Origin of the sequence: Anabaena sp. CA = ATCC 33047 (genome assembly GCF_963870205.1) — a bacterium.
Lineage (GTDB): Bacteria > Cyanobacteriota > Cyanobacteriia > Cyanobacteriales > Nostocaceae > Trichormus.
Genome location: NZ_CAWMSA010000045.1, coordinates 1 through 14,596, shown reverse-complemented (window position 1 = coordinate 14,596; position 14,596 = coordinate 1). Strand labels below are relative to the sequence as shown.

General features: G+C 42.7%; 14 protein-coding genes. 6 read left to right on the top strand and 8 right to left on the bottom strand.

Annotation, left to right across the window (positions count from 1 at the left end; translation table 11 throughout):
* Positions 1 to 84: 84 nt before the first annotated feature.
* A complete protein-coding gene (gene pgmB, locus AACS98_RS14595) occupies positions 85 to 3,048 on the top strand; it encodes a beta-phosphoglucomutase (protein WP_066381063.1) in 2,964 nt (987 codons plus the stop codon).
* A 42-nt stretch (positions 3,049 to 3,090) separates the two neighbouring features.
* Here pgmB and AACS98_RS14590 read toward each other — a convergent pair whose 3' ends face one another.
* Both AACS98_RS14590 and AACS98_RS14585 read right to left on the bottom strand, forming a co-directional pair.
* Positions 3,091 to 3,966 carry a potassium channel family protein gene (locus AACS98_RS14590; RefSeq protein ID WP_232317157.1) on the bottom strand — a complete coding sequence of 292 codons (876 nt, stop codon included), beginning with the start codon at positions 3,964 to 3,966 and terminating at the stop codon, positions 3,091 to 3,093.
* A 332-nt stretch (positions 3,967 to 4,298) separates the two neighbouring features.
* Positions 4,299 to 4,427 carry a hypothetical protein gene (locus AACS98_RS14585; protein ID WP_255362900.1) on the bottom strand — a complete coding sequence of 43 codons (129 nt, stop codon included), beginning with the start codon at positions 4,425 to 4,427 and terminating at the stop codon, positions 4,299 to 4,301.
* Between the two features lie 126 nt (positions 4,428 to 4,553).
* On the opposite strand from AACS98_RS14585, the gene AACS98_RS14580 reads away from it, so the two are divergent.
* Together AACS98_RS14580 and AACS98_RS14575 are read left to right on the top strand one after the other, a co-directional pair.
* Complete coding sequence (locus AACS98_RS14580) at positions 4,554 to 5,036, top strand: adenosine-specific kinase (protein WP_066381058.1); 483 nt, start codon at positions 4,554 to 4,556, stop codon at positions 5,034 to 5,036.
* A gap of 86 nt (positions 5,037 to 5,122) precedes the next feature.
* Positions 5,123 to 5,575 (top strand): hypothetical protein, encoded by a 453-nt coding sequence (locus AACS98_RS14575; RefSeq protein WP_066381056.1) that lies wholly within the window; start codon positions 5,123 to 5,125, stop codon positions 5,573 to 5,575.
* A gap of 42 nt (positions 5,576 to 5,617) precedes the next feature.
* On the opposite strand, the gene AACS98_RS14570 is transcribed toward AACS98_RS14575, so the two are convergent.
* A complete protein-coding gene (locus AACS98_RS14570; RefSeq protein WP_066381054.1) occupies positions 5,618 to 6,058 on the bottom strand; it encodes a hypothetical protein in 441 nt (146 codons plus the stop codon).
* A 508-nt stretch (positions 6,059 to 6,566) separates the two neighbouring features.
* Here AACS98_RS14570 and AACS98_RS14565 point away from each other — a divergent pair.
* Both AACS98_RS14565 and AACS98_RS14560 read left to right on the top strand, forming a co-directional pair.
* Entirely contained in the window at positions 6,567 to 6,890 is a 324-nt protein-coding gene (locus AACS98_RS14565; RefSeq protein ID WP_066381052.1) for a hypothetical protein, read from the top strand.
* Between the two features lie 172 nt (positions 6,891 to 7,062).
* The gene (locus AACS98_RS14560) at positions 7,063 to 9,261 is read left to right on the top strand and encodes a pentapeptide repeat-containing protein (RefSeq protein WP_066381049.1); all 2,199 of its coding nucleotides are present in this window, start codon (positions 7,063 to 7,065) and stop codon (positions 9,259 to 9,261) included.
* A gap of 201 nt (positions 9,262 to 9,462) precedes the next feature.
* Here AACS98_RS14560 and AACS98_RS14555 read toward each other — a convergent pair whose 3' ends face one another.
* The 4 genes from AACS98_RS14555 to AACS98_RS14540 all read right to left on the bottom strand — a co-directional run bounded on the left by AACS98_RS14555 (position 9,463) and on the right by AACS98_RS14540 (position 12,811).
* Positions 9,463 to 10,638: a HetZ-related protein 2 gene (locus AACS98_RS14555; protein WP_066381048.1), complete on the bottom strand. Its 1,176-nt coding sequence runs from the start codon at positions 10,636 to 10,638 to the stop codon at positions 9,463 to 9,465.
* A 623-nt stretch (positions 10,639 to 11,261) separates the two neighbouring features.
* Positions 11,262 to 11,612, bottom strand: coding sequence for a carbon dioxide-concentrating mechanism protein CcmK (locus AACS98_RS14550; protein WP_066381047.1), 351 nt, complete (start codon positions 11,610 to 11,612; stop codon positions 11,262 to 11,264).
* Positions 11,613 to 11,703: 91 nt separating this feature from the next.
* A complete protein-coding gene (locus AACS98_RS14545) occupies positions 11,704 to 12,015 on the bottom strand; it encodes a carbon dioxide-concentrating mechanism protein CcmK (protein ID WP_066381045.1) in 312 nt (103 codons plus the stop codon).
* A gap of 100 nt (positions 12,016 to 12,115) precedes the next feature.
* The gene (locus AACS98_RS14540; RefSeq protein ID WP_066381043.1) at positions 12,116 to 12,811 is read right to left on the bottom strand and encodes a hypothetical protein; all 696 of its coding nucleotides are present in this window, start codon (positions 12,809 to 12,811) and stop codon (positions 12,116 to 12,118) included.
* Positions 12,812 to 12,942: 131 nt separating this feature from the next.
* Here AACS98_RS14540 and AACS98_RS14535 point away from each other — a divergent pair, with 131 nt between their 5' ends.
* Positions 12,943 to 13,833, top strand: coding sequence for an alpha/beta fold hydrolase (locus tag AACS98_RS14535; RefSeq protein ID WP_066381041.1), 891 nt, complete (start codon positions 12,943 to 12,945; stop codon positions 13,831 to 13,833).
* Between the two features lie 39 nt (positions 13,834 to 13,872).
* On the opposite strand, the gene AACS98_RS14530 is transcribed toward AACS98_RS14535, so the two are convergent.
* Positions 13,873 to 14,505: an rRNA large subunit pseudouridine synthase E gene (locus AACS98_RS14530; RefSeq protein ID WP_066381039.1), complete on the bottom strand. Its 633-nt coding sequence runs from the start codon at positions 14,503 to 14,505 to the stop codon at positions 13,873 to 13,875.
* Positions 14,506 to 14,596: the final 91 nt, after the last annotated feature.

The window sequence follows — 14,596 nt, the reverse complement described above, 5'->3', positions numbered from 1 at the left end:
TCTCCCCCCACTCCCTCATCTGCCCCTACTCCCTCATCTGCCCCTGCTTCCTAGTCAACAGTCCCCATTCCCTAGTTATCGGCTATGAATACCACCAGTTCCTCTCGTGATTTTATCTATAAAGACTGGATGTTAATTGAAACTCAGTTTCATCCTGAGCAATTGCAGTCTAGAGAAACGGTGTTTACCATAGGTAACGGCTACTTAGGAACAAGGGGTAGTTTTGAAGAAGGTTATCCCAATGGCACACCGGGAACTTTTATTCATGGTGTTTATGATGATGTGCCTGTAGTGTACACCGAACTGGCTAACTGTCCTGATTGGCTACCGGTGATAGTAACAATTGATGGCGATCGCTTCCGTCTCAATCAAGGTGAAGTATTACAATATCAACGACAGCTAGATTTGCGTCAAGGTCTTTTATCTCGTTTCGTGCGTTGGCGCAGTCCTAGCGGCAAAACTATTGATATCTACTGGGAACGCTTCGCCAGTTTAGCAGATGAACACGTACTAGCACAACGCTGTCAGATCACACCCTACAATTGTCAGGCAGAGATTGAAATTCAGGCTAGCATCAACGGCTATGCGGAAAACCAAGGTTTCAATCATTGGGAAGGAATAGACCAAGGTAAAACTGATCAAGGTATTTGGCTACACAGCCGTACCCGTAGTTCCCGCATTGAAATTGGCATGGCGGCGAAAATGATCATATCGGGAACAGAAGCTTCCTTACAAGTTAACACTGTACCGGGTTATCCCACCTTAAGCACCTCCTTTGTAGCGACTTCTGGGCAAACCGTGATTATAGATAATTTAGTGACAGTGTTTACATCACGAGAGATAAATACACCAGTCAATGCCGCCAAAGAAAAACTCTCACAACTGCCAAACTACGATACCTTACTCACAGCTAACGCCCAAGCTTGGGAGCAAGTTTGGCAACAAAGCGACATAGTAATCGAAGGAGATAGTCAAGCGGCTTTTGGTGTGCGCTACAACCTGTTTCAGTTACTAATTGCCGCCTCACCCCACGATGAAAAGGTGAGTATTCCCGCTAAAACCCTTTCTGGGTTTGGTTATCGCGGTCATATCTTTTGGGATACAGAAATTTTTATCTTGCCTTTTTTCATTTTTAATCAACCAACCCTAGCCAGAAACTTACTCAGTTACCGCTATCACACATTAGATGGGGCGCGACGCAAAGCCGACCATTACGGGTTTAAAGGCGCGATGTATCCTTGGGAAAGTGCTGTAACAGGCGATGAAGTGACACCGCGTTGGTCACTACCCTATGATTATTATGGCCAAGATGTGCGGATTTGGTGCCGCGATCGCGAAATTCATAACAGTGCAGATATTGCTTACGCTGTTTGGCACTATTGGCAAGCCACCAATGATGACGAATGGATGCGTGATTATGGTGCAGAGATTGTCTTAGATACAGCGATTTTCTGGGCTAGCCGAGTTGAATATAATCCCCATGCTGACAGATATGAAATTCGTGATGTGATTGGAGCAGATGAGTATCACGAGTTAGTTCACAATAACACCTTTACTAATCGGCTGGTGCAATGGCATCTAGAAAAAGCCCTGAAAGTTTACCACTGGTTACATCAAACTTTCCCAGAAACAGCCGCCAAACTCGAAACTCAGCTACAACTTTCCCCCAAAATACAAACGCAATGGCAAGAAATTAGCGACAAAATTTGGATTCTCTACGATTCCACAACCGGACTAATTGAACAGTTTGAGGGCTTTTTTCAATTAAAAGACATTAACTTAGCAAGCTACGAACCACGGCGGCAATCAATACAAGGTATCTTGGGACATGAGGAAACTAACCACACTCAAGTTCTTAAGCAACCCGATGTCTTAATGCTGCTGTACCTGATGCAGCTATCAGCAGATTTTCCCTACAACCAAACAGCATTAGCCAGCAATTGGGACTACTACGCACCCCGCACCGATATTACCTATGGTTCATCCTTGGGGCCAGCCATTCACGCCATCATAGCCGCCGACTTAGGCAAACTAGACACAGCTTATGAGCGATTTATGCAAGCCTTGATGGTGGATTTAGAAGATAGTCGTGGTAACACCAGAGATGGTATTCACGGTGCTAGTGCAGGTGGTATCTGGCAAGCTGTCGTTTTTGGTTTTGGTGGTATCCAATTTACAGACAATGGCCCTGTAGCCCACCCACACCTACCCCCTGGTTGGTCACGCCTGAAGTTTCAGTTAAACTGGCGCGGTCAGTGGTATGAATTCGATTTGACGGGAGATGAGCAAGTAGTGGAACAATGGAACAGGGCAGAAGAACTATTACCTAATCGCCAGTCCCCAATCCCTAGTCCCCAATCCCTAGTCCCTCATCGCCAGTCACCCATCCAAGGATTTATCTTTGACTTAGATGGTGTATTAACAGATACAGCCGAGTACCATTATTTAGCATGGCAAAAACTGGCAGATGAGGAGGACATACCTTTTAGCCGAGAGGCAAACGAAGCCTTGCGGGGTATATCTCGCCGTGCTTCCCTGATGCTGATTCTGGGAGAAAGGGAATATTCAGAAGAGCAAATCTTAGAAATGATGGAGCGTAAAAATAACTACTACGTTGAAATGATTCAAAATATCACACCCCAGGATTTGTTGCCAGGAGCCGAGCCACTTTTAGATGAATTACGGCAAGCTGGGATTAAAATTGCCATCGGTTCAGCTAGTAAAAATGCTCACACAGTCATCGAAAAATTGGGTATTGCTGACAAAATAGATGCGATCGCAGATGGTTATAGCGTCAAAAAACCTAAACCAGCACCCGATTTATTTCTCTACGCCGCCAAGCAATTAGACTTAGAACCAGCCCAATGTGTAGTGGTAGAAGATGCCGCCGCAGGTGTGGAAGCTGCCTTAGCCGGTGGAATGTGGACAATAGGCATCGGCCCAGAGGAACGGGTGGGAGCAGCCCATATAGTTCTCCCCAACCTAGCAGGAGTCAGGTGGGCAGATTTACACACTCAACTCAATAGTCTTGCCAGTAGTCGGAAATAGTGATTCTTGACAACTTTTTGCCTTCTACCTTGTGTATTGAAGCTATTTCCGAGTTTCTAAGGGAGCTACTTCACTCCAATCAAATTCCGTATAATCCGCAAGTTCTGCTATATAACCGTACCACTGTTGACGCAGACAAATATACAAGTTAGCACCAGCCTCTAAATCTCTCCTCGTTTCTATGCCTTCTGCTCTCAGCTTTTCGATAGCACAATAGTAACGTTGTCGCCATACCTGCTCTAGCTCTGCGTTGATGTTGGAATACCTATGTGAGACAAATGATCGAGAAAGTTCTAACAGCATTTGCATTCCACCACCCCATAATTCTGCTACGGCGGTAGAATCTATCAGTGAACAATATTTATTGATATTCAATGCGCTTTTAATTAGCGTGGCTGTGTCTAACAACACAAATAAGATTCGTGGTAAAGCATAATAAGGTTGTAGAGAACGAAAATAAATTATTGCCGAATAAGAATGTTGTGATTCCAGCAGGTTGATCAAATTACTAGCCATTTGATTAACATCTGCCTGCACAGTGTCGGGGCTGACTGCCAACCTGATCAAAATTTCTGTAGCGTCTGCTGTTCCAGCAGTCCGATAATGCAAACTCAAAGCAAAAGTTTTGCGCCTAATTAGTGCGCTGTAAACTGATAACAGGTAGGTAATCGATAAAGTAAAAATAGAAAAGCCGATAGCAGCCTCTAGAATCATTAACAACCTTTGACTATTTGTTTTTGGTACCAAGTCGCCTGTACCCAAAGTAGTCAATGAATAGCCACTGTAGTAAATTGCCGTGATAAAATCAGTTGGAGTTTTACCGCTACTAGATTGAATACCTGAACCCAACTCAGTCCAATAAATTAAAGCAAAGCCGCATAACAATAAAGACAGCCATATTGCTATAGTTGCCACCATAAATGACGGGCCGCTATGAGATAGCACTTTTTCTTTTTTGCATGGAATTATTCGTGCAACTAAACGAAATAGATACCATATTGCTTTACTTAGTGACGAACCAAGAATACTACTTTCCATACTAGGAAATAATACGGTTAAATAGATGTCTGCGAGGTCTAAAATGATTATCCCAACGCCGATCAACTTTGCTAAGAAATCCATCTGTTCCGCGAGTTAACAACAGGCTACTAGGAAATATCCGCATTACTGAATCAAGGTATAAATAGGGTCAGCAGAATCAGACAAGAAGTTTAGTATTTTCAAACAGTCTTAATCGTATCTCAATCCAGCTATGCACAAGCAAATCTATTTTCCTCAATTCCCAGTCCCCATTTTCCATTCAGCAATACCAAAACATCTTCTGAATTGGGTATGTTGAGCATATCAGTCTCAGGATAGATATATATGTGCTGAGTCATAATTTTTTGACTGCTACCCGATTCTCAATGCAGATAATTTGGAATTAATCCCCAATTCCTCACAAAATCTTCAACTTACTTTTTTAAACTGAGAGCAGTTATATTCTTAATGGCAGAGGCAGGTCAATGGAACTTCAAACTGTTAACCTAGAAATACCTGAAAATTGTAACCTGATTTTAGGGCAAACCCACTTTATTAAAACAGTGGAAGACCTCTATGAGATTATGGTGGGGATATCCTCACAAGTCAAGTTTGGTATCGCTTTTTGTGAAGCTTCAGGAGATTGTCTAATTAGGTTGGCTGGGAATGATTTATCTTTACAAGAAATCGCCACAAAAAACGCTCAATCTGTCGGTGCTGGTCATAGTTTTGTGATTTTACTCCAACAAGCCTATCCTATCAACTTCCTCAATGCCATTAAGCAATGTCCAGAAGTCTGTACAATTTATTGTGCAACGGCTAATCCTGTCCAGGTAATTGTGGCGGAAACCGAGCAAGGTAGAGGTATTCTTGGTGTAATTGATGGTTTTTCACCCAAGGGAATTGAAGATACAGAAGATGTTAACGCACGCCATACTTTGCTGCGGCGGATTGGTTATAAGTTATAAATATTAACTTGCATTGGTCACTAAAAATCATACCAATTAGTACCAATGATGATTCAGGCGATCGCCACAGGAGTTATGCAAAGAATATGTCTAATAATTATCAGGAAAAAATCATTGCTCTCTGGATAGTATTTCTGTTAGGAACCCTGTTTCATACCCAATTGGCTTTGATGCCAATTTTCCACGGCTTGAGTGTAATTGAATCGGAAAAAGCTAACTCACTCGATGAAATATCAGGCATTATGTGGTTAATGTTGGGCTTTTTTGTCCTGCCGATGCTAGCAATAATTGCCACTGCTTTCACCGACGCGAGACGCTATCGAGTAATTCACTTTGCTCTGACGGTGTTTTATACAGTCCTGAACTTAAGTCATTTAGTTTTAGACTTGCTGCTGCCGCAGGTGATCTGGTATCAAATCACCTTAATGCTGCTATTGTTTTTGATTGGTTTATTATTAAATCTTGTCGCCTACCAATGGATGAAAGCACCCCGAAGAACTAACAACAGCTTCTCAGAACCATTAACAACTCAGCGTTAAAATCCTCACCTCTAACCTCTCTTTGCCAAAGCAGTTCACAAACTACTTAGTGCTTTGCTTTTTCTGCTGTGAAATCAAAATCGTATAGTTATACTGTTGTTCGGTCAAATTACCTACAGATACCGAGTATTTACCAGCCTGCCAATGTCCAGATAATTCTGGCAAACTATCAGGAGAACTATCAGATAACACACAAAAACGCCCTCCAGGGCCATCAATCAATAATGTTGGCTTTCCTGGGCTTTGTGCGGTGACACGTAGATATGGTATTGACTGAGTAACCTCAATGACTTGATTCGGTGCAGTCGGAACATTACCACAATTGCTAGGAACAGTTTTCTCAGATGTACCATTTAAGATGAGTGGATCTGAGGGTAAGTTGCGGCTAACCTGAATCACAGGTGTTTGAGCCACCACAGTTTCTGTCAGTACCAAACTAATTGCTAAAGCGGGAACATTTAGTCCTAAATTAAAAGTCTTCATATATACTCAACCACACACACCACCACGAGTAAATAGACGTAGCTCAATTAGCTTTGTTCCTTAATTTCTGGTATAAATTTTTCTCAAATGAGTGAATTATTATCAATATAAACAATCAAAATCAACACAAGGACTAAATTAAGAGTAGTCAGAGATAAATTAAATATATGGGCTTAAGTTAGATTAATTTTCTCATTTATTGAACTTGAGTTAGAAAAAGCTATGAGAAAATAGTTAATTATACTTACAGCAGGGAACAGGGAACAGGGAACAGGTTTGAAAGTCTCTTAGCATAAAGCTTTGTTCCTAAAATTTGTACCTCATTTACCCCAAATCTGCTGTAAAGGCTAAGAGATTGCACACCAAGCAATTGGTTAAAATCACAGACAAAAGCACCAACAACATGATGACTAATGCCGAGACACAATCGCATTATCCGGCATGAGTCCTGATGATATGTTGGTAGGCTTGTTATTTAACCAGTGTCTTTGCTGAAGTCACACAATTTATGAATCCTCAATCAGAAGAAGACTTACAACGTCGCCTCCAACAACTAGAGGCTGAGGTGAACTATCAATCAAAATCACCAGTATCAGAGTCAAAACAGACTTCTCTGTTGAGTTGGCTCAACTGGAAACGATGGCAACTTTGGTTTAATGGCTTGTCGGGGACGAATAAGCTAGTGTTTTTGGGCGTGGCGGCGTTATTGGGGTTGTCGATAGTGCAGATGGTATTAAAACTGCTTGTATCTGCTCTAAGTCTGGCACTGTTAGCTGGATTAGTGTATCTTGGATACAAATTTTTTGTATCTGGCAATTCGCACAATAAATAGCCATTATTAGGGTTTAGGGGCTAGGGCTAGGGGCTAGGGAATAAAAGAGAGTTTTTTGTTCATAACTCAGCACAGGCTGAAGCCCCGCTACGCTGATAGCACGCTGGCAAATCAGTCTATGTTAAACACGCCGACAACGGTACAAAAGTAAAGTCAAAGGAAAAATTATCTAATGGCCACCCCAATTGTTAAAAAAAATCATAATCCTTCCAGCCAACCAAAAAAGCCCAATACAGCCAGTTTACGGCAATTATCAACCAGGCGGTTTGCTGCTTGGGTGACAGAAATGGCACTGTTGGCTACCAGTGGGTTAGTTCCCCTCGGTCTGGGTATGTATGCTAATTCTAGAAGCGATCTCAATCGAGTACCACTCAATCCTATGCTGGTAGTCACAGAAAGAGCGATCGCTCGTCCTTTGGCTTTACCTACGAACTATGGTATTCGTAATGTGGCATGGCCGACCAATTTTTTATGGACATTAGCTTTATTCGCACCTACCGCCCTGTCTTGGTGGCAATTATATTTACTGGCAAAAACAGGTAGTACACTACCTAAGCGTTGGTTTGGGGTGCGGGTGGTGAATGAAGAAGGTACACCGCCAGGGTTAGCGGCTGTGGTTGTGCGTGAAGGTATTGGTCGCTTAACTGTGCCTATGTCTATCGCCTATATTCTCTGGCGGTATAGCTTCGCTTTTCCCAACTTAGGATTATTCACATCTTTAGCTGTGTTAATGATCATCGGTGAAGGTTTAGCTTTACCATCAAAGCGGGGGCGAAAAGCTTTACACGATTGGCTAGCTGGTACTTACGTAATTGATGCCCGTAGTCCGGTTGCGTCGGCTGAGGTGGTGGATAGTTTCCGGGCTGACTCTGCTATGGGTAATCAGACTTCTGCACCAGTGGGCAATCAAAACCTCGGCACAGCAACAATGGCTATGGGTTACACTCAACAAGGTGCGCCCATTGCCACCGACAACAATAATTTAACATCCCTGTGGCGGCGAATGCAGCAAAACCCCAGCCTGACGTTGTTTGGGGTAGCTCTAACTAGCATGACTGCGGTCTTAGCCACTTTAATTGGTACTCAGGTTTATATCCAGACGCAACAGAGTCAACGGGAATCTCAAAAAATCAATAGTCAACAGTTTTTGGCACTCGTCAAACAATTAAGCCCTAACTCTGGGGCGACCGTTGAAGAACGCCAAAGTATAATTTTAGCGATGGGCAGTCTGAATGATTCCCAGTCTATTCAGTTTTTAGCGGATTTGATGATCAATGAAACAAACCCCATCCTATTAAATACTATTCAACAGGCTCTTACAAGTGTTGGGACTTCAGCCCTGACCGAATTAAAAAATAAAAATCAGTTTTTAACTGCTGAGTTAGAAGCCGTTAGCAGCACATCACCAGAAATGCCAGTGCGACAACAACGGCTACACATCAACCAGCAGACAATTAACAAAATTCTCAGCGTTTATAGTGGTCAAACCCAAGGTTTGGATCTCAGTCGTACCCAATTAGGTCAAAGTGGGACTCCTGGTAGTTCCTTTTTCAACTTGGTACTGGAAAACGTTGATTTATCAGGAATTAGATTTAAATTAGCCAATCTCAATCAAGCCACTTTTAAAGGTAGTCGTTTCCGTAGTCCTGGGGAAGATGGACGCTGGGATACTTACGATGATGTCGTTGCTGACTTCACCCAAGCTCAAATGAAAAAAGCTAATTTCACTGATGCTAACCTCAGTCGGGTGCTGATGGTGCGTAGTGATTTAAGCGGGGCTACCCTGAACAGAGCTAGTTTAGCTAATGCCAGGTTAGTTGGTGCTAATCTCAGTAGCGCACAGTTAGTTGGTGCTGATTTGCGGGGCGCAGTTTTAGAAAATGCCAGCCTGACAGGGGCAGACTTAGGAGACGCTAAATTAAAAGATGCTAATTTATATGGTGCGCGTCTCGGTCGTGTAATTGCTATCGGTACTCAGTTATCTTTTGCTAACTTAACTAAAACCGATTGGCAAGCTTCCGACTTATCAGGAGCAGATTTAGAACGGGCGAATCTCAGTAATGCTAACTTGAGCGCGACTCGGCTTACAGGTGCAATTTTGCGCTCTGCCAAGTTAGAAAATGCTAACTTCCAGAATGCCGACTTGAGTCTGGTTGATTTACGAGGGGCGAATGTAGCCGGGGCAGATTTCCAAGGGGCTATTATCACTCCTAGCAGACAAGATCCATCCGATCAATTTGTGCAAACTCCAGACTTAGGTGCGGTATCTGCGGTTGTGAAAGGTGTTGATTTTTCTCAAGCCAAAAACTTAGACGCAAGACAACTGGCTTACATTTGCACTCAAGGCGGTATTCATCCCCGTTGTCCCTAAAAACATGGGGACTGGGGACTGGGGACAAATCAATTCAAAATTCAAAATTCAAAATACCCTACGGGAAGGCAAGCCTACAAAATTCAAAATTAAAGAGTTTTTGGAGAAAAATGTTCCTGATCGAATTGCGAATTGGTATAACTCCCTCTGCTCCCTCCGCTCCCCCCGCTTCCTCCACTTCCTCTTCTCCCCCTACAAAAGTTAACTTTGGGTTCTGATAGCTTGAGCAGCCAAATAAACTTTCGTCCATTCACCCATCACCTGATGGGGTTTGATTCCCAATTTTTCGGCTATTGCTTCTGTTGAGTTACCAGCTTTGCGTAAATCTAAGATTTGCTGTCCCTTGGGGGTTAATTTTTCATAAAGTTGCTGCCATTGGTTTGGTGTTAACCCCAAGTTATTTTCTTGCAAGGAAATTGACAGCCAATTATCTACGAGTTCTGGTTTATCTTTGAGGGCAAATACTCGCACTGCATGATAGCTGATTTTTTCTCGCAGTCGGTAAACTTCTTTAATTGGTTTATTTAATTTTTTAGCAATTTCATCTTGTGTTTTACCTTGCAGGTAAAGTTCTAACCATTCTACTGCTTCGCTTCCGAGATTTTCCTGTAAATAATTGGCGAACTCTTGCTGTACTGTTTGCCGTAGTAGCTGCTGTTCTTCTAATTGCTGTGCTTCTTGATATTCTGCGATCGCCTGATTATCTGCTAAGTTAACTCGATTATCGTTGTCATCGGTTAACACTTCTTCGGAAACTAACCGTACTAAGTCGCTGCTGGGTACTTGGGTTAATCCTCCACGTTGCGATCGCCGCAGGTAATTCACAAACCGATATGCTATCAATGGTTGATTACGGACTGGGCGCAAACAATACTCTTCTGTTGTCGCCAAGAGCAATGTATCTTTTAGTCTTGCTTCTTCTGTAATTTCCGCGATATAAGCCATTTGTTGCTGCATATAGTTATCAGTTTGCAGCAGTTCCTGCAATACCTCTTGCAACACATCCATCACACTACGCTGGCGATCGCGACTCAAAGAAATCCACGTTTGAATCTTATAGCGTAATGTGACTAAACTGCCTAAGCGAGTGATTAAGTGACGATAAGCCCTTTCTCGTCCTACTCCTAAGTAACGTTGAGTTAAAATTTTCCAACGATATTCCATCGCTTGTTTAGCGATCGCGAGTTCGTTGGGGTTGAGCAGATCAAACCTTTCTACATCACGACCCAAAAGCCAGAGAATAATACTTTCCCTGACTGCTACACTGTGTTCTGGACATTCCGCAGCTAGCCGGTTGCGCCAATATTGCCCTAGTTTTTCTGCTTCCGTTACCATAGCGAGATTGCGCTCCTCGAAACCCTGTCTTAAAGTTTGCATCACAACCCCCTTTTGTCGCACTCCAGTGATTAGCTAGCAGGTGTCCGTCAGTCCATCATTTTCATGAAGACTTCTCAGCGATTACATTGTTATTACGTCTTTATTGACTAACTTTATGCAAGAATTTACTCAGCAATTGATTAATTTCTCGGCTCTCACTACCGAAAATCACGGTATGTGGGAGATTTACCTATCCTGAAACCTAGTTAAATTTTTGTATACTAAACTTTTGCGAAAGACAAAAAAATTGATTACGGCTGTACCGCAAACAAGGCTGAGAAAAATGCCATTCTGCATTTATCGCTAGAAGATAATAGAATTTACCTTCATTAAGACGCTGTTTTTGTCCTGTAAGTTTCAACTTACCGACTTTAGTTTGAAAATGAGGTAATTTTATAATTTTGCTTGTTAGTACAGTATCAGGCTTAGTCTATCGGTGCAACCTTTTAGCTGTGAAATACAATAAAATATAAGGTTAATTTAAGAAACTATCATAAAAAGTTAAAAGTACCCATGAGGGTACTAATAAAAGCAATAAACGGGCGATCGCCTACCCTACCAAAAACTCAAGGCAGTAGCCATCAGTAATATTGACTACTTACCTTAAAATCTAGTTATCAATATTACCGTCCGTTAGATGACCGGACTATAGGATTTTCCACAGAATTACGATACTGCTCGACTGCTTCGGTGTAGCCAATTGGTAGTACAGCTTCGACGTTTTCGTGGGGACGGGGAATAATTACCCAAGATTCTAGAGTACCACCATGAACATTTTGCGCTGCTTCCACACCGGCTGCCATCGCAGTCTTAACTTCTGACACATCTCCACGAATATTCACTGTAAAACGCGCGCTACCTACCCTAATATAACCGACCAGGGTAACTCGACCAGCTTTAACCATTGCGTCTGCTGCGGCTAATACAGCAGGAAAACCCTTAGTTTCTAAAGCTCCAACTGCCTGTAATGACATTAGTAATCTCCTGTATGAATAAAAGTATGAGGTAAAGGGTATGCCAGTTAATTGTACGCAGCTTCGTTACAAATTTTGATGGCGAAATTGTTTAGAAGATACGGAAAGGCTCAGACTTTTGCGTAAAGTGGATTGGTAAGATATCTTCCACGTTTTCCGGGGGATTGGGAACTATGTAATGGGTGATGACTTCACCACCATGAGCTTGTTCACCAGCTTCTATACCAGCTGCAACTGCTGTTTTCACTTCTGCTACTTGTCCCCTGACAGCAACTAACAAGCGCGCGCTTTCCGCTTGACCATAATACACGAGTGTAACTGCGGCAGATTTTACCATTGCATCGGCTGCTGCCAACACAGCCGGAAAACCCAAAGTTTCAATTACGCCAACCGCCATTGGCATGGCATCAGCTCCTAAGTCAATAATAAGTAATATTAATTTTACGAGGGTTTGTCCCAATTTTGACAATGGGAAGACTTTTCTGTGTGGGAAATTTTAAACTTTAGCTGGCTGTTTGATTTCTGCTGTGCTGTACTAACCAATTTAGGACGCTACCACTGAACAAGGCATAAATTGGCGAAAAACTGACTATAAATCCGCCCATACCGGGCAAACCGCCGATATTATACCCCAGGATAAACACACCCAATGCTGCTAGTAGCATAATACAAGCATTGGCGGGAATCCACCAAAATGATTGTCGCACAGTTGCACGCAGAATGAGCCATTGAAATAATCCCATGAGCGCACCTGCTAATGTCACTTGGGCGATCGCTCCCCAAGCTGCGGGTAATCTTATCCAAAACGGTTGACCAAAATCCGGTGAACCAGGTGCAGAGGTGGCTGTGTAGAGCATAACAGTCAAAGTGAAGGCAATGCCACACCATCCTAAAGCCGATGCCAAAATCCACCATTGGGAACGGGGGACAATGCGCCGGAGAATGAACCACTGTGCAGTACCGACAGACAGTCCTAAACCTAATGCTGCGCCTAATGCTGCACCGATAATCATACAAGCGATCGCGCCTTGACCTTGACATCCTCTAACTACTATCGTTAGTAAGTAGCCGATGACTGGGAGTCCCACAAACCCCCCAATTACACCCAAAATCCCACCTACTAAAAAACCTGCCAAAGTGATGAAAGTCCACTCTCGCCACAAACGAGAACCAAATAATCGCGTCATAGCCTTAAACATAAGTATTTTAATTCCTGTGGATATATCCCCAAAATTGCCAAGACTTACGCACACCAGCAAGCGAGTGTATTGACTATGGACTATCGACTATGGACTAATGACTAATGACTAATGACTAATGACTAATGACCATGTTTCCCAGTTTTCTCCCCGCTACGGTTAACCAACTCACAGAACCTACTTCTATCGCTTTAGCTCAAAGGATTCAAACTCAGGCGATCGCTACTCCTTTAGATAATCAATCTATTACCACCAGCTATGTAAATCAAGGTAGTGGTGGTACACCAATCTTATTAATTCACGGCTTTGACAGTTCTGTGTTAGAATTCCGGCGGCTATTGCCATTGTTAGCGCAAGAAAACGAAACTTGGGCAGTAGATTTATTAGGTTTTGGATTTACAGATAGACTCTCAGGTATTGCATTTAGCCCCACAGCCATTAAAACCCATCTATATCATTTTTGGAAAACCCTAATTAATCAACCAGTGATTTTGGTGGGTGCATCAATGGGAGGTGCAGCAGCGATTGATTTTACCCTGACTTACCCAGAAGCCGTAGAAAAGCTGGTGTTAATTGATAGTGCAGGGTTAAAGGGTGGTTCACCGTTAACAAAATTCATGTTTCCACCGCTTGATACTTGGGCGACCGGATTTTTACGGAGTTTGAAAGTACGCGATCGCATTGCTCGCAGTGCTTACAAAGACCCCAGTTTCGCCTCTGTTGACGCTTTATACTGTGCTGCGTTACATCTAGAGATGGTAAATTGGTCACAAGCTTTAATTGCTTTTACCAAAAGTGGCGGTTACAGTGCTTTTAGATTTAAGAAACTGGCAGAAATTCAGCAACCTACTTTAATTTTATGGGGTGATGCTGACAAAATTTTAGGCACTGAAGACGGTAAAAGATTTAAACGTGCTATACCTCACAGTAAACTAATTTGGATTGCTAACTCTGGTCATGTTCCCCATTTAGAACAGCCCAAAATCACTGCTGAACATATCATCGAATTTGGTAGGGAATAGGTGGTTTTTAGGTAAGGACTAAAGTCCTTACTACAAACTTTAACGCTGCTTAGCCCATCCCGGTTGAGTTTTGCGTCTTCCTACTGGGGAAGGTGGAGTATGTAGCAACTTAATTTCAGAAGTAGTCAAGTTACGCCATTCACCCAAAGCTAAACCATCCAAACGTAAATGAGCAATACTGACTCTGATTAACCGCAAAGTTGGAAACCCGACAGCAGCAGTCATGCGTCGTACTTGGCGGTTCTTACCTTCTGTTAAAGTCATTTCTAACCAAGCTGTCGGGATATTTTTCCGAAATCGAATTGGTGGGTTGCGATCGCACACAGGCGGATCTTCCGGTAATAAACGCACCTGTGCAGGTCGCGTGCGATAATCTTGAATATCTACCCCAGTTTGTAACTTATGGATAGCCTCCGCATCAGGTATCCGTTCCACCTGTACCCAGTAAGTCCTCTCATGTCCAAAGCGCGGATCAGTCAAACGATGCTGCAATCTGCCATTATCAGTTAATAACAATAACCCCTCACTATCCCAATCCAAACGCCCCACAGCATAAACATCAGGGACATCAATATAATCCTTCAGCGTTTGATGCTTAGGAGTTTCCTGAGTAAATTGGCTCAGAACACCGTAAGGTTTATGAAAAATAATGTATCTATAGTCATTAGTCATTGGTCATTAGTCATTAGTCATTGGTCATTGGTCATTAGTCATTAGTCATTAGTCATTGGTCATTGGTCATTAGTCATTAGTCATTAGTCAT